Source organism: Halomonas sp. GFAJ-1 (genome assembly GCA_002966495.1).
In the GTDB taxonomy this organism is placed as follows: domain Bacteria; phylum Pseudomonadota; class Gammaproteobacteria; order Pseudomonadales; family Halomonadaceae; genus Vreelandella.
In genome coordinates, this window is sequence record CP016490.1 from 1,161,930 (window position 1) to 1,177,390 (window position 15,461).

Consider the following 15,461-nt stretch of genomic DNA (forward strand, 5'->3'; position numbering starts at 1 on the left):
TTCCCTTTAAAATAAAGTGGCCGCAAAACGACATAAAATCTAAATAATATAAGCGATTATCGTATCACGTTTTTTTAGAGTTTGGCCTGAGTCGTTGCTTGCGCCCCTTGGTTGTTCGCGGGGGCTTGCTCCTCCTCCGTGCGACACATCACTATTCGGTCTCGGCCATCGCGTTTGCCGACGTATAGCATTTGATCTGCCTGATTGATCAGCGACTCAAGAGAGATTTCTTCGTTGTGCGCTACCGCGACACCGGTGGTTTTTTTTAACGACACGCAACGTGACCCATCTCGCATACGTGTCGTGTTCTTGAGAGAGTCACAAGCGCTATCTACTCATCTGGCCTTAGCGCCTCCCGCTTGGGTGGGCTGCCAACGCGTACTTCGCTGAGATCCTCATGAGCTAGGCCGCGGAACAATGAAAACATCATGGCAAACACCAGAATAAACATCGGTAGACCAACCACGGTAATCACTTCCTGCAATGCACTAAGCCCGGCATCGCCGGCAAGAACGATAAGCATAGCCGCCAGCATGCCTTCAGAAACGCCCCAGAATACTCGTTGGTGCCAGGGGCCAGGATCCGCGCTGCCTGTACACAGCATATCGACGACCAGAGAGGCGGAGTCTGATGACGTGGCAAAAAAGATGGCAACGATAACCACCGCTAAGCCCTGGATTAAGGTAGCAGCGGGGAAGTTCTCGAAAAATGCGAACATAGCGAGCGGGATACTTTCGCCCACGGCAGCGGATAATGCACCGGCCTGATCTCCCATAGCTGCCCTAGCCTCGGCGCCTATTCCATCGATCTCCATTGCCGACCAGCCAAAGATCGCAAACCAAACCAGCGTAAAGATGGAGGGGGCGAATAACACGCCCAGGACAAACTCTCGGATGGTTCGCCCGCGGGAGATACGCGCCACAAAAATCCCGATGAAGGGTGACCAAGTGACTGTCCAGGCCCAATAAAACACTGTCCAGCTGCCTTGCCACCCCCAGCCGCTGCCGTCGTTGCTGGTATAGCTTGCTAACGTATCATTCCAAAACGCCATGGGTAGCAGGTTGGTGATGTAAAGGCCAAAGGTCTCGACGATGGCACGCAACAGGAAAACGGTTGATCCGGTGAACAGCACAAACACCAATAGGCCGACGGCCATCCCGATATTGATATTGGAAAGCCGTTTAACGCCTGCATCCAGCCCCGCGACGATCGACCCCACGGCAACGGCTGTTAGTACCGTGATGATAATTACCTTTGTCATCACGGCGTCCGGAACACCAAACAGTTCCGTTAGCCCCGCATTGATTTGCTGGGTGCCCAGGCCAATAGAAACCGCCACACCAAAGAGAGTACCGAGAATGGCAAAGATATCGAGGGTTTTGCCGACAGGGCCGTAAATGCGTTCGCCGATCAGTGGATAGAATACTGAGCTAAAACGCATGGGGAGGTTGTAACGATAAATAAAGTACGCAAAAGCCAGCCCCGGCATAGCGAAGATCGCCCAGGTATGTAGGCCCAGATGATAGATCGAAAAGCTCATAGCGTCGTCGGCGGCTGCCACAGAGAAGGGCTCGACACCCGGTCTTGGGGGGGTTGTAAAGTGAGAAATAGGCTCGGCCACGCCCCAGAACATCAATACCGTGCCGATACCGCCAGCGAATAGCATGGTAAACCAGGAGATATTGCTATAGGCCGGCTTGGCATCGTTCCCTCCCAGCCGGATTGCCCCGAAACGGCTGAGCGCGACCCATAACAGGAACGCCACCCAACTCGTCACCCCTAAAATAAAGAACCAGCCAAGGTTAGTAACGATCCACTGGCGCCCCGCGCCAAAGGCTGCCCCTATAGGTTCAGGTGCAATGAGAAGCGCCACTAAAAAAAGGATCATGATCCCCGCAGACGTGAAAAAAATGGTGGGATCAGTCTTGAGGCCCAGCTTTCTCGCAAGAGCTTCCATCATTTTTTCTCCGTTGTCTTTTCAATAACGTAGGAGCTATTTGCCTATCACGCCAAGTTGTTAGCAAACTTTAATGGTTATCCAGCACACCTCCTCTGTTAAGTAAGCCCCCACAAATCAAGAAAGTCCCCAGAAATATGCTATGTGACGGATTGAGGAAATGCCGACTTCCAGCATGTACTTGTCTTCTTCCCCAAGCCCCTTCTCGCCACTGGCCATGATAGGCGTGCCGTGACCCATACCTCCGATGATGTACTCTTCGATGCCCTCCTGCCCCGCCTCGTTGCACCAGACCAGCCGAGGGAAGCCGACGACGTCTTCGACCCGTGTCGGTGGGCCTTCAACCTGGTGAATAGCCTGCCACTGCCGGACGATGGCGTCGGCATTAGCGTTGTCGACAGTTGAATCACTGCCGCCATGCCAAACCGAAATCGTTGGCCAGGGGCCTTCGAAGGTCGAGGCGCCGCGCACAAGGGAGTTGAGCCTACTGTCTGACGGACCACCAACCCCTTTCATGCGCACCATCGCTTCCATCAGGTTGTCCGCGCTTCGGTAGGGTAACCCGGCGATGATCGCGCCTCCCGCAAACACCTCTGGGTAGGTTGCCAGCATGACAGATGCCATGGCGCCTCCTGAGGACATCCCCGTGATAAATACGCGCAGCGGGTCGATGGCGTGATCCTCAACGACCTGCTCAATCATATGAAAGATAGAGAGTGGTTCGCCGCTGCCACGGCGGGTGTCGCCAGACTTGAACCAGTTGAAGCTACTAAGGGGGTTATTGGTTTTTCTTTGTCCGGGATACAGGAGCGCTATCCCGCATTCGTCGGCGAGTTCTGACCAGCCTGAACCGCGGTCATAGCCCTCTGCCGACTGAGTGCTGCCGTGTAGCACGACAACGAGCGGTCCGTTCTTGGAAAAGTTCTTGGGGATATAGATATCCGCGTGCAACGACCCGGGGTTATTGCCGAATTCATTCAAGTTGGTTAGACGGCTGTAGCTAACTGAAGATGACGCCATATGGTCTCCTTTGCCATGCAAAACCTTAGGATGCGCCTTAATGCACGCACGTACTGTGCGCTTGCGAACGTAATGGGGGTCTTTCAGAAGTTATTTTTAGTGGGTGTATGAGTAGTTAAATCTGCTAAATTTGCCTGTGCAATAGCTGTGCACAGTCATGGCCGGACGTTATGAAGTCTCTTATAATGGTTGGGCACAGATTGAAGCCCTTCTTTTTCACTTTCGCCTGAAGTTACCTGAAGAGGGCCTAATGGAGTTTGATTGGTGGGCGATTGCGCAAACATAGTCGCTTTATGGTGGCTTAGAAAGAATATGGCAGTGATGAATAGCGCAGCAAAATCCAAGTAATAGCCCTATTACCCTATATAAACCCTAGGTTAGTGCCGTCCCCCATGCGTTTCATTTGTGATTTTTACAGCTATTTAGCTATTTGCGTCGTTGATTAGCGCGCTTTAGGGCCGTCACTTTTTCAGGACGTTTCATGGATTTCCACTGACGTATCTCTTCAACGCTACGGCCACAGCTGGTGCATAGCCCGCCCTTGAGCTGACAGGTGGACAAACAGGGGCTTTCGATTTTCTTAGCCATCAATGCCTCGTCGTTGTGAGACGTAGCCGGCGTTTCCAATCACCGTTATGTGTGCGAAGGCACGCTTGCTCGCTGTCAAAATCGACGTGCTGAGCAATGTCGTCGATGACGATGTCCGACTCGTATAACACCGTAGCCGTTAGTTCCAGCATTAGCTGCTTGGCATTGCTATTGAGCGCTTTTGAAAGGTTTGCACTGGTGTCGAAGACCCAGGTTACTACTAAACTTTGAGGGAAATGTTGGTAGTCGACGCGATGGGTCAGCCATTCAAATCCGGGCAGTTGATACTTCGCTTTTTCACAGGCGTGTGTCAGGGTTGCAACAAGTTTTCGTTCTATCTTGCCGTGTTCTTTGGCAGTCATAACCGTTTCTCCATGTTAAGCACGGCTCGAGGAGATATCGGCAGTACGTCGATGTTCATCCCGGGTGGCTAACGCTGTCTTATGTATTGCCAACCTTGGTTGGCAATTGTTGATAATAGAAACAAGGCAGCGGCTAAGGTGACAATCGTTGGCCCGGTCGGGGTGTCAAAAAAATAAGCGGCCTTGAGGCCCGATGTTACCGACAGCGTTGCGATAGCGGCCGCCACCAGGGCCATTATTTCCGGCGTGCGGCAAAAAGGTCTGGCGGTAGCCGCTGGGATGATTAACAACGCAGCAATTAGCAGTGCGCCCACTACCTTGAGTGCCACGGCGACCACCACCGCGAGAGAGAGTGTAAGTGCCAACTGCTCTCTGCGTGGCTGAATGCCGCTAGCATGTGCCAATTCATCGCTGAGCGTGGCGGTTAATAGGGCTGACCAACGCCAAAATAGCAACCCTAGCACCAGTAAGGTGCCGCCCCCGATGATCCATAAATCATCTTTGCCCACGGCCAGTATATCGCCGAACAAATACGCATTGAGGTCCACGCGGATGCCTGAGATAAACGAAACGGCGACTAATCCAACTGCTAGGGCTGAGTGTGCCATCACGCCTAGCAGGGTATCCATCGCATAGCCGCGTCCGCTGAGCATCGTTACGCTGGCTGCCATGGTAAGGGAAACGATTAAAACGCCTGCAAAAATGGATAGATTAAACATTAATGCCATTGCAACGCCCAGAATAGCAGCGTGCGCTGTGGCATCGCCGAAATACGCCATGCGCCGCCACACCACAAAGCAGCCGAGCGGAGCTGCCGCAAGCCCCACAAACACACCGGCGAGCGCCGCGCGCCACATGAAATCATCCAGCATGAGCCGCTTCCTTATGTTGGTAGACGGCTAACGTCTGGGCTGTCTGGTCACCGAATAAGGCTTGATAGTCCGGGGAGGAGGCAACACGCTCGGGTTTGCCTTCACAACAAATGCGGCGGTTCAAACAGAGCACATGATCAGCGGTGCGCATGACCACATGCAAGTCATGGCTCACCATCAATACGGCACAACGATAAGTCTGGCGCACTTCTTCAATTTTTTTGTAGAAGTCAGCAGTGCCCCGATGATCCAAGCCTTGCGTTGCCTCGTCGAGTATCAAGATGTCGGGTTTTGAGATCAGTGCTCGGGCCAGTAGCACCCGTTGAAATTGCCCTCCAGATAACTGGCTCATAGCGGCTTTGCCCAGTGTTTCAACCCCAGCATTAGCTAATGCTTGCTGCACATCGATCCGTTGATGGTGGTGTGGGAGATTCATAAAACGAGACACAGTCATGGGCAACGTCGGATCCAGGTGGAGCCGTTGAGGTACATAGCCTATACGTCGTTTAGCATCGATGGAAACGCTGCCTGCCGTCGGCTTAATAGCGCCGATTAATGTTTTCACCAGTGTCGATTTGCCAGACCCATTAGGGCCAATAAGCGTCACGATTTCTTCACGGTGCAGCGCCAAATTGATGTCTTCAAGAATTTGCTGACCACCTATCTGGACGCTTAGCTGATTAGCGCGCAAGAGGGGAGTGCTAAGTTTCATCGATGGAGACATCGGGTTGGAACTCTCGCTTGATCGCAAATTGTTATGTTATAACATAATATAAAGTGCAAGGCATAGCATCTCCAGCGGCGATGTAAATGATCAGAAAAGCAGTAATTTTTTACTTAATTAATTGATAATTAGGAGATAATAGATGAAATATGGTTTGGTACTTTGCTCGTTGCCACTCTTAACAACTGTTTCCCTGGCCGCTTTAGCGGAGGCTCCAAGAGTGGCGGTGGATATACCCCCCGTGCATTCACTGGTGACTAAAGTAATGGGAGACCGTGGCACCGCTGAACTTTTTATCCAGCCCGGCGCATCACCGCACGGTTACTCGCTGCGGCCTTCAGAAGCCGCCGTGTTGGACGAGGCTGATTTAGTGGTGTGGGTGAGCAATGATTTAACCCCTTGGCTGTCGACGCCGATTACCAACTTAGCGGATGACGCCAAGCACCTAGAATTAATGCGTGTGCCTGGGATTAATCGGTTTGAATATCGTGAAGGTGCCACGTTTGATGTGGCTGACCACGACCACGACCACGACCACGACCACGACCACGACCACGACCACGACCACGACCATGCTCATGATGGTGAAGATCCCCATGGCTGGCTAGACCCTGCTAATGCACGTGTTTGGCTGGATGCCATCGCGCAGCAGCTGGGAGAACTGGACCCTGATAATGCAGATTACTACCTTGCAAATGCAGACCAAAGTAAACAGGAACTCGATACACTTGCACACGATATAAAACAACGCCTAGCGGACAGTGGAGATACGCGTTTCATTGTCTTTCATGACGCTTATCAGTACTTTGAAAATGCCTTTGATGTGAGAGCGGCCGTTGCTATTTCGATCGGCGATGCCTCCTCACCCAGCCCGGCACGCATTGAGGCGCTGCAGAAACTCGTCAGCCAACAGGGCATTCACTGTGTATTCAGTGAACCGCAATTCAATCCGCAAATCGTTAATAATATTTTTGGCGATACCGATGCCTATATTGGCGTAATGGACCCTATAGGCGCTGGTTTGACGACCGGTGCTGGGCTCTACGATGCATTGCTTAGCCAGATGGCGGATGAAATCCAGGTATGCACAGACGCCATGTAAAGGCCTTCGCTTACCCGTTGAAAATAGTGTGCTGACTGGCACAAGTAAGGGCGCGTCTACCAGTATCAAAAGCTAAAATGCCCCTGATAAAGATAGACGCGCCCAACGTGCAGCGTATTACGTAAGCGAATTGCTAAACGTAGAAGTCCAAGTCCTCTTGGGCTTTGAGCAGATCCCGCATGACGATGGGATCGTCGCCAAAAAAGAAGACTAAGCCCCAATGTGTGCCGAAGGCTGAGCGGTCAGGCACCGTCTCCTCGGTTGGTGCGACCAGTTCGTGCGACTCGAAATAGGGGTGATCTACACACTCTGGGGGCATTACCAGTTGGCTGACGACGCGACGGCGTGGGTACACACCAAAGCAACCGGCGTAGCCTTTCGCATCCACCACTTCTTTGGGGAAGAAGGCAGCGACTTCTTCTTTGGTACTTTTCGGGTCGAATACCAGCATGGATGCCTGGTAAGCGTTGAAACCATAGGCTTTCTCAATCAGTTCGAAGGCTTTGAAACCGGGTGGGCGGTAGGCGACCTCGCCAAAGTACATCTCACCGTCAGCGGTCACGAAGTACTCGGGGTGAATCAGGCCAAACTGAATGTCGAACGTTTTGATCAGTAGCTCGATCTGCTTGGTAATTGCGTTACGCCAGCTTTCGAGTTCCGCAGTAGCAGGTACGAATACTGAATAGCCCAGCGTTACGTATTCCGAAATGTTCAGGAACTGGATTTTGCCATCGTGTATCCAGGCTTCAACGGCAAATTCCCAGCCGCTTAGATGACTTTCCATCAACAGCGGATACTCTTCGTCCGGAATGTTGTCGATTTCTTCCAGCGTGCGGATCATTCGGTGGCCAAGGCAACCAGCTTTATCGAAGGCTTTGACGTGAATCGGGTCGTCTGGATCACCGTCTAGCTTGAGCAGAGTCTGGTTGACGCGCTTCATAAAACGGACGATATCTTCTTTCTCGTGCGCTTCTTCAAAGATCCCAACGCGGATGCCGCCAAGCTGAGCACGGCGTTTCATCAACGCCTTATCGCGGAACAGAATAGACTGCCCGTACATGCGAGGACTATCCATAAGGACAGAGTTGATCGCGCCAGACCATTCCACGGTTTCTTCAAATAGCGGGATGGCAACGTCAACGCCTTCGGCTTTCAGCCGCTCGGCGATCTCCATGGAACGATCATTCAGTCGCACAAAATTCCAGGAAATATAGGGAATATTGTTAGCGGTACAGAAATCTTCGGCCCACTCTGGGGCTACAACGACATAGCGGCGGTCAAATTTTTGCGCCGCTTTAATCGCATTCACGCTCCAGCCAAGCAGGGCAATATAGCCTTTGTTGGGGTCTTTAGGGGTTTCGGTGCCTTTCACCGAGTCCATTTCAGGGTCGCGCCACGCCGCGACGGCTTCGGGTAATTGCTTTTCTGATGTTATCGACATTCGGTGTTCTCCTATGCTGGTTAACCCAGACTGACTGCACCAACATTGGGCGCATCAGGTGAACTAAGCCGCAGTCAGTATTGTTTCGAAAAAGAGACTTAGAGATGAGCGAGAAAGCCAGTGCTGGGCAGGATGTAATCAGGCATTTCTCAGTACCAACCTCGTTATAGTACTAACATAGACGAGCGCGTTACAGTTGGCAATTAAACGGTAAAGCCCTGTGGAAAGTTGGCACGGTTGTTGCGTCGAAAAATCGGCCTATGTTTTACAGCTAATACAGCTAATACATTGTTTATTTAATTTAATAAAAATGTTTTATCTATGGCGATAAACTGACTGGCCTCATGCGTTAGTGTGGCAGCGGTAAACTGAGGAACGCCATACACCTCGACTCTCTTACCATATTTGGTACGAATTTTGTTGACTAAAAGGTCAAAGTCACCGTCGCCTGATACCAGCACAATAACATCGGCCTGTTCGGCGTATTCCATGGCGTCTAGCGCAATGCCTACATCCCAATCCCCTTTGGCGGAACCGTCTGAGCGCTGTATAAAAGGCTTCAGTTTTACATTAAAGCCGATCGCTCTGAGTATGTTTTGAAACTCCCGCTGTTTTTGATCACCTCTATCAATGGCATAGCAAAAAGCGTTTACAACGCTTCTATTAGCGGTGGCCTTGGCCCAAAACATGTTGTAATCAAAGTTTTTGCCGTACGCTTCTCGGACGGTGTAATAAACATTTTGAATATCAACAAATATAGCAACTTTTATCATCAGCTAGCCTTTTTTAAAGATATTAAGGTAATTATACATTAGGGCTAAACGTTCGCCTGGATAATGATTAGTCTACTCCTTTACCTGTTAATCTCCCTACTACAAGATTCTGCTATGAAAACCTAGCAAGTCCGTGCTTTTTTTGAAAAAAATTGTTGACCAACGAGGTTTGTCGATTAAATGCAAATTTCCGCATATTCATATTTGTACAACTAATGGTAGATTTTGTACTAGTTTTTGGTTTTTAATGCTTTTATATGTTTACCTATGCTAACCCTCGTCGTTCAAGCTAAAAGGCGCCAACAACTATGACTTCCACTAATTCCCCCGCTGGGCTACAGGAATCGGCATCGTCTGCTCTCTTCCCCCGCTCTGTGATGCTTGCGGGTAAAGACCCTGAAGCCACACGCCGAGAGATTGAAGCCTGTTTTACCGCGACGTTTGACCGCTACGAGTCGCTTTTTAGCACGCTGGTGAATGAGGAGGCGTACGTTCGTAAGTCCATCCCGCTTAGGCACCCGCTAATTTTCTATATTGGGCATACCGCGACGTTTTTCATCAACAAGCTGGTGCTGGCGAAACTTCTGCCGGCGCGCATCGACCCGAATATGGAGTCTATTTTCGCGGTTGGCGTCGATGAGATGAGCTGGGACGACCTGAATGATGATCACTATGAGTGGCCGTCGGTCAGTGAGGTGATGGCGTATCGCGCCAAGGTTCGTGCGGCGGTACTCACCTTGATCCGCGAGTTACCGCTGTCGCTACCCGTCGATTGGCAAAGCCCGTTCTGGCCCATCGTCATGGGTATTGAGCACGAGCGGATTCATTTGGAAACTTCGTCGGTGTTGATTCGCCAGCAGCTGCTTGAGCTAGTGACACCGCAACCTGAGTGGGCACCTATCCGTACGACCGGTGAGCCGCCGGAAAATAGCCTAATCACGGTACCGAAAGGGGAGGTGACGTTAGGTAAATCCTTCGATGATCCTTTCTACGGCTGGGACAACGAGTACGGCCATCACCACAGCGACGTTGAAGAGTTCAAGGCGAGCCAGTTTCTGGTCAGCAACAGTGAGTTTCTTGAGTTTGTTGAGGCCGGTGGCTACCTCACCGACACGTTCTGGTCGGAAGAGGGGTTGGGCTGGCGAAACTTTGCCAAGGCAACGCATCCGACGTTTTGGGTGTGGAAAAACGAGTGGTTTTTGCGCTTGATGACCGAAGAGGTCGAAATGCCTTGGGACTGGCCGGTGGAGGTCAACTTCCACGAGGCCAAAGCGTTCTGTAACTGGAAAAGCGCGCAGACCGGCCAGTCGGTACGTATGCCAACAGAAGATGAATGGCATCGCCTGGTGGAGGCGGCGGGTGTTTCTGAGCTTGCAAGCGATATGCCTGCCAACGCCAACCTGCATTTAGATCACGGCGCGTCTTCATGCCCAGTGACCCGCTTCCAGCACGGCCAATGGTTTGATGTGGTGGGCAACGTTTGGCAGTGGGTGGAAACGCCCACCTATCCGTTCCCAGGCTTTGACGTGCATCCGCTGTACGATGATTTCACCACGCCGACGTTCGATAACCAGCATAACCTGATCAAGGGCGGCTCCTGGATCTCCTGTGGTAACGAAACGCGGCTCAGCGCCCGCTATGCGTTTCGCCGTCACTTCTTCCAGCATGCGGGCTTCCGCTATGTGGTGTCGGATGCTGAAGTCAAAATGCCCAGCGCCTATTACGAAAGCGATGCCCGCATGGCTGAGTACGCGGAATTCCATTACGGCGATGAGTGGTTTGGCGTTGCCAACTTCCCGCAGGCATTAGCCAACCGGGCACTGGCGAGCGTAGCGGGCAAGCAGAAAAAGCGTGCCCTGGATCTGGGCTGTGCCAGCGGGCGTTCCAGCTTTGAGCTGGCCCGTGAGTTTGAGCATGTTGACGGGGTGGATTTTTCGGCCAACTTTATTCGCCAAGGCGTGGAAATGGCTGAGCAGAAAGTGCTGCGCTATACCCGGGTTGAAGAGGGCGAGCTGGTTAGCTATCAGGAGCGCACCTTGGCGAGCCTGGGGCTGGAAGAGGCGGCGAGCCGGGTTAGCTTCCACCAGGGCGATGCCTGCAACCTCAAACCGCAGTTTAGCCATTACGACTTAGTGCTGGCGGCCAACCTGATCGACCGGCTTTATAAGCCGGCGCAGTTTTTGCGAACCATTCACGAGCGCATCAACGCGGGCGGTATTTTGATGATCGCCTCGCCCTATACCTGGCTGGAAGAGTACACGCCGAAGGAGGAGTGGATTGGTGGCTTCAAGCGAGACGGGGAGAATGTCACTACCCTGGATGGCTTAAAGGCGCTGTTGGAACCTCACTTCCAGATGATCAGCGAGCCTGAAAAGGTGCCCTTTGTGATCCGCGAGACCATGCATAAATATCAGCACAGCCTCTCGGAAGTCACCTTGTGGGAGCGGCGCTCCTAAAGCACCTGATGGGCTTCTAGCCCACCAGACCCGCAATAGCCCGGTTAATCGACGCGTGTTCGGTTAACCGGGCAAACAAGCCTTCGTCCGCCTCGCCGTTAATCAACCCCAGCAACACCCCTAACACCGCCCCCCGGTGAACGTTGTCACCGCCTACTTCGGCGTTGACCTGTAAGGCTTTTAACGGGTTTTTGTGATGTTTGCAGGCCAAGTAGAGCACGGCAGGCCAGGCGTCGGTGATGTAACAGGCGGTGGATAACACACTGCCTACCACCTCACGTTCGGTGTATTGGCTTTCCACCAGCTTTGTCAGCTCAAGCTTTGATAGTCCTCGGGTTGCCTTGAGCAGAGTGTCTTCTACCGCATCGACATCGCCTCTAAACAACAGGCTGTCGATCAGTTCTACATAGGCGTCACACACGTCCGCTAGAAAAGCGTCCGGGTGGGTCAGGGCCAGGTGCTGGCGGCACAGCTTGCGGGTGTCTGCCAGTGACGTACCCTTCAGGCGTTCGCTAATCGCCAGCGGCGCAATGGTCACCAAGCCACCAATCGAAGGCGTATCGTGGGTCACGGCGCCACACTGCTTGGGAGGCAGCCCCTTTTCCAGATTGGCGAAAAAACCACGATGGTAGGATTCGGCGTAGGTGTCCGGGTGGGCGGGGGGCTCCGCCGTCATGAGCTGGATATAAGCCTTCAAGAAGGCGTCGCTATCATAATGTTGATCTGGCCCTGCCAGGGTGCGCATTAGGGTTAGCGCGCAGTGGGCGTTGAGCGTGTTATCACCGGGCTGCATGCCCTGGTGGTAGTGCACATTGGGTCGATTCCAGTAGGCCTGCTTGCTTTTCAAAATAACATCGCCGACAACCTCTGGCTGTTGGTTGCCTGCACGCTTGCGGCCGCCGCCGCTGGTGGAGTGCATCGACATAATCGATGACGGGTGAAACGCAGGCGGCGCCTCAAACGTGTTGATCCCCTCAGGAAACGCGCGGTCGATGTCGTGCACGTTGTAGAACCAGTGCACGGGCATGGCCAGTGCATCGCCGATAAACAGGTTTTTAAGCGCGGCGGTCGCTCTTGCGTGCGCGGTGTGGGTCATAGTCGTCATCTCTACTCTTGGAAATCGTTTGCGGTGAACGTCACGTTGAGCGGGGAGTCTTCCGTTGGCCAGCGTCCTGCCTGAACGGTCTCACCGTTTTGTTCTTGGACTACATAGCTTTGCTGGCCGTGGTGACGAAGCGAGGCGGCAAGCTGGCGGATGGCCTCGGCATCGTTGCCGCTTAGCAAGCCGATTTGTGTGCCTGGCGCCATCCAAAAGCGGGCTTCTCCTGCGCTTGCTAATGGCTGTGACAGCGCGGGCAGTGAGTTACGCTGATACCAGTCATTCACTGCTTCTGTAATACCCATCACTAACAGCGGTGGCTGCGTCTCATCCTGCAGGTTAACCGGCGTGGTAAGCGCTTCGGCGTCTCGCCCCAGCACCTGTCGTGCCAAGGGGAAAAGAGCGTCATCCAGAGCGAGCACCCGTGTCGTTGGGTCAAGCATCAGCTGGCGCAGAATGGCCGGCGTTGGGCCAGGGTGGCGCAGTAGGTCGGCGCCTGGATCTACCTCAAGCGATAGGGGGCGAGATGCCAGGTGTAGTTCGAAGGTTTGCTGTGCGTCTTGCATCGGTTGGCGCATGTTAACGGGCCCCTCTTCGGTGGTGACCAGCAACGGCACCTCCAGCGGCCAAGGCGCGTGTTGGCCGCGCTGGATCAGCGTGCCGCTGATCCGGTAGCCGTCTTCGTGGGCTTGGGTTTTTATGGACGCTACGTGCAGCGTGGGGCGGCCTGGCTGGTAGATCCACGGCATGATAAAGGCGTCTTGTGATTCGCCAGAGGCCATGCTGAAAGCATCAATGAGCGCCTGCCAGTCAGCGGTACGGTGCATCCACTGATCGGCAAAATGACGGAGACCGAGGTCAAACGCCTCGTCACCAATGCGCTGGCGCAGCATGTGGAAGAGCATCGCGCCGTGCTGGTAGCCGATCAGGCGACCTGCGGGGTCGGGGCCTCCGCGAAAATCCAATAAGGCGGTTTCCTGGCGGCTGGGGAGGGCGGCTAGGTCGGCCAGCCAGAGGCGGCGTATGTCGTCATCGTCACCACGCTGCTCCGCCAAGGCGTAATCGGCAAGGTACGTGGTCAGCGCCTCGGCCCAGTTGCCGCTCGGGTAGTCGACATTGACCCCCGCTCCCCACCAAGCGTGCATTAATTCGTGAGGCAACGAAGTGTGAGGAATAAAGGGCAAGGGGATAACGCGCTCGCCCAGCAGCGTAAAACCAGGAAAGGCGAGACCTATAGGCGCGGGAGACGCGGCGATGGAAAAGCTTGTATAGGGCAGCGGCCCCAGGCGTGCTTGAAAGAGCGCCAACTGTTCGGCGGCGTGTTGCAAATACGTCTCGCCAAAGGCGGCATCCAGCGCCTCAGGAAAGAGCGTGCGCAGCTGCACGCCTTCACTCTCATGCTGGCGAAGCCGCCAGGGGCCGGACGCAATCTCTACCTCACGGGTGTTCGGGTGATAGAAGCGTGCCACATAGGGGGCGCTGTCGGCGTGCTGTTCCTCTACCAGCGAGCCGGTGGCAACGGCGAGCTGCCCGTCTGGCACGCTAACGGTTAACCATAGGGGCATGGCGTAGTCGTTAAGGTGTGGGTACCAGTCCGCGCGGGTGGGTAGCAAACTGCCTTCGGCTGATACTTGGTGACGGCTGCCGCTATCGGCCTGTGGCAGCGTACCCTCCCAGCGAAGCGTCACAGGCGTAGTGCTGTCTGCCGCACCGGCATCCAGCGGTAGATGCCAGCGCCCATCTGCCTCTTGGGTCACCGCCAGCTCGTTATCGCCATGCGTTGCCGAGGTGATCGTTAGGCCTTCTAGCAAGCGAAAACGGCGTTCTGTTGCGAGAGGTTGGCTTAGCTCGCCTTGCAGCGAGCGCGTGGAAGGGTCGAACTGGATGATCAGGGTGCGGTCAGCAGGGTGCTCTGACGGCGACCCCCAGGCAAAACCCGTTGCCAACAGCCATAACAAAGTGCTCACGCTTACTCGACGCAGTAAGCCGCAGTGATGAACAGACAACATCAGGCACCCCAAGGCAGAAGTTGAATGGATACATTACCGCGAGCATCAAGGTATATAAAGGATGTATAAGAAATGTTCGGAATGGCGGGTGCTATGCACGCATGCGAAACTGCCCATGACAAACGCCATAGAGGCCAAATAACAGTCGATACTCAAAGGGAGCAACGCAATGAGGTCACGCCAAAAATACATAGGCTTTGCGGCAATCGCGCTGCTAATAGCAGCGCTTGTGAGCGGGTGCCGCGGGCAAGAGCCCGTGGAAGTGCCACTGACTATCCTGGTGAATAACCCTGCTGCCTTCGACGACAAACACATCGTTACCCAGGGCGTAGTGCGGCACTTTGATGATCCCCTTCATTACTGGATTGAGGACGAAGACCTTAATCGCGTTGAGGTCTTTCCACATGAGCAAATAGCGCCGCATTTAGGTGGCGCTGTGACGGTAGAAGGCCAGTTTCACTTCTCACCAAAGGAAGGGCGGCGGCTAATCCTTACGCGAGTAGACGTTGATGACTGCCTCACGTGCTAATAACCCCGAGTAAAATCATTACGCCTGGAATCCAGCCAGTAAAGATGGCGCAAAAGATGGTATAGGTCGCGACAGGACGTTGAATGGGCTTCGCCAGTGCCAGCAGATAAAAGAAGCTGAGCCATAAAAGCGACCATGCAAACCAGTTCACCGTATTCCACAGTTTGAAACTGGTTGCGAAGCTGGAGATGGAGTGCACGCCAATCACTGCGGCGGTAATGCTGACAAAAAGGCAGAACCAGCCTAGCCCTCTGCCGTCAGATTTTAGCCACTGGTTGGCACCTACCCACAGATACGTGATTGAAAATAAGAGCGTAAAAGCCCCTGCGCTAACCTCAATCGTGTTGCTGGGGTCTTTGAAGATTAAGTGCGTGGCGATAATAAAGCTGAGCAACCCAACCAGTACGTTGATGATGGATACTTCGTGGTTACTGATTTTTCCCAGGAGCCAGATACCATTTATAAACAAAACAGCGCCCACATATAGCAATGTAAGACCCAGGATCATGCTGACTTGCTCCAGATGTTT

Annotated in this window: 14 protein-coding genes; 3 read left to right on the forward strand and 11 right to left on the reverse strand. The window is 53.5% G+C overall.

The genetic code is table 11. The features are described 5' to 3' along the window. Positions 1 to 74: 74 nt before the first annotated feature. The 6 genes from BB497_05345 to znuC all read right to left on the reverse strand — a co-directional run bounded on the left by BB497_05345 (position 75) and on the right by znuC (position 5,511). The gene (locus tag BB497_05345) at positions 75 to 296 is read right to left on the reverse strand and encodes a hypothetical protein (GenBank protein ID AVI62174.1); all 222 of its coding nucleotides are present in this window, start codon (positions 294 to 296) and stop codon (positions 75 to 77) included. A gap of 35 nt (positions 297 to 331) precedes the next feature. Continuing rightward, complete coding sequence (locus tag BB497_05350) at positions 332 to 1,957, reverse strand: multidrug DMT transporter permease (protein ID AVI64265.1); 1,626 nt, start codon at positions 1,955 to 1,957, stop codon at positions 332 to 334. A 117-nt stretch (positions 1,958 to 2,074) separates the two neighbouring features. Beyond that, a complete protein-coding gene (locus tag BB497_05355) occupies positions 2,075 to 2,977 on the reverse strand; it encodes an esterase (protein ID AVI62175.1) in 903 nt (300 codons plus the stop codon). A 587-nt stretch (positions 2,978 to 3,564) separates the two neighbouring features. Beyond that, positions 3,565 to 3,927: a hypothetical protein gene (locus BB497_05360; GenBank protein AVI62176.1), complete on the reverse strand. Its 363-nt coding sequence runs from the start codon at positions 3,925 to 3,927 to the stop codon at positions 3,565 to 3,567. Positions 3,928 to 3,995: 68 nt separating this feature from the next. Further along, positions 3,996 to 4,799: a hypothetical protein gene (locus BB497_05365; protein AVI62177.1), complete on the reverse strand. Its 804-nt coding sequence runs from the start codon at positions 4,797 to 4,799 to the stop codon at positions 3,996 to 3,998. Beyond that, positions 4,789 to 5,511: a zinc ABC transporter ATP-binding protein ZnuC gene (gene znuC, locus BB497_05370; protein ID AVI62178.1), complete on the reverse strand. Its 723-nt coding sequence runs from the start codon at positions 5,509 to 5,511 to the stop codon at positions 4,789 to 4,791. Before znuC ends, BB497_05365 begins: the two co-directional genes overlap by 11 nt. Before the next feature lie 154 nt (positions 5,512 to 5,665). Between znuC and BB497_05375 the strand changes: the two genes are divergently transcribed. After that, complete coding sequence (locus BB497_05375) at positions 5,666 to 6,625, forward strand: zinc transporter (GenBank protein ID AVI62179.1); 960 nt, start codon at positions 5,666 to 5,668, stop codon at positions 6,623 to 6,625. 133 nt (positions 6,626 to 6,758) lie between these two features. Here the strand turns inward: BB497_05375 and BB497_05380 are convergent, their stop codons facing one another. Together BB497_05380 and BB497_05385 are read right to left on the reverse strand one after the other, a co-directional pair. Beyond that, positions 6,759 to 8,066 carry a carboxylate--amine ligase gene (locus BB497_05380; GenBank protein AVI62180.1) on the reverse strand — a complete coding sequence of 436 codons (1,308 nt, stop codon included), beginning with the start codon at positions 8,064 to 8,066 and terminating at the stop codon, positions 6,759 to 6,761. 296 nt (positions 8,067 to 8,362) lie between these two features. After that, on the reverse strand, positions 8,363 to 8,839 hold the full coding sequence (locus tag BB497_05385; GenBank protein AVI62181.1) for a nuclease: 477 nt from the start codon (positions 8,837 to 8,839) through the stop codon (positions 8,363 to 8,365). Between the two features lie 308 nt (positions 8,840 to 9,147). Here BB497_05385 and BB497_05390 point away from each other — a divergent pair, with 308 nt between their 5' ends. Next, the gene (locus tag BB497_05390) at positions 9,148 to 11,295 is read left to right on the forward strand and encodes an SAM-dependent methyltransferase (GenBank protein AVI62182.1); all 2,148 of its coding nucleotides are present in this window, start codon (positions 9,148 to 9,150) and stop codon (positions 11,293 to 11,295) included. A 16-nt stretch (positions 11,296 to 11,311) separates the two neighbouring features. Here the strand turns inward: BB497_05390 and BB497_05395 are convergent, their stop codons facing one another. Both BB497_05395 and BB497_05400 read right to left on the reverse strand, forming a co-directional pair. Further along, on the reverse strand, positions 11,312 to 12,391 hold the full coding sequence (locus BB497_05395) for a hypothetical protein (GenBank protein ID AVI64266.1): 1,080 nt from the start codon (positions 12,389 to 12,391) through the stop codon (positions 11,312 to 11,314). 11 nt (positions 12,392 to 12,402) lie between these two features. Further along, on the reverse strand, positions 12,403 to 14,340 hold the full coding sequence (locus BB497_05400; protein AVI64267.1) for a hypothetical protein: 1,938 nt from the start codon (positions 14,338 to 14,340) through the stop codon (positions 12,403 to 12,405). A gap of 232 nt (positions 14,341 to 14,572) precedes the next feature. Between BB497_05400 and BB497_05405 the strand changes: the two genes are divergently transcribed. Continuing rightward, positions 14,573 to 14,932 carry a glucose-inhibited division protein B gene (locus BB497_05405; GenBank protein ID AVI62183.1) on the forward strand — a complete coding sequence of 120 codons (360 nt, stop codon included), beginning with the start codon at positions 14,573 to 14,575 and terminating at the stop codon, positions 14,930 to 14,932. Here the strand turns inward: BB497_05405 and BB497_05410 are convergent. After that, positions 14,922 to 15,440 carry a transporter gene (locus tag BB497_05410; GenBank protein AVI62184.1) on the reverse strand — a complete coding sequence of 173 codons (519 nt, stop codon included), beginning with the start codon at positions 15,438 to 15,440 and terminating at the stop codon, positions 14,922 to 14,924. The genes BB497_05405 and BB497_05410 overlap by 11 nt on opposite strands. Positions 15,441 to 15,461: the final 21 nt, after the last annotated feature.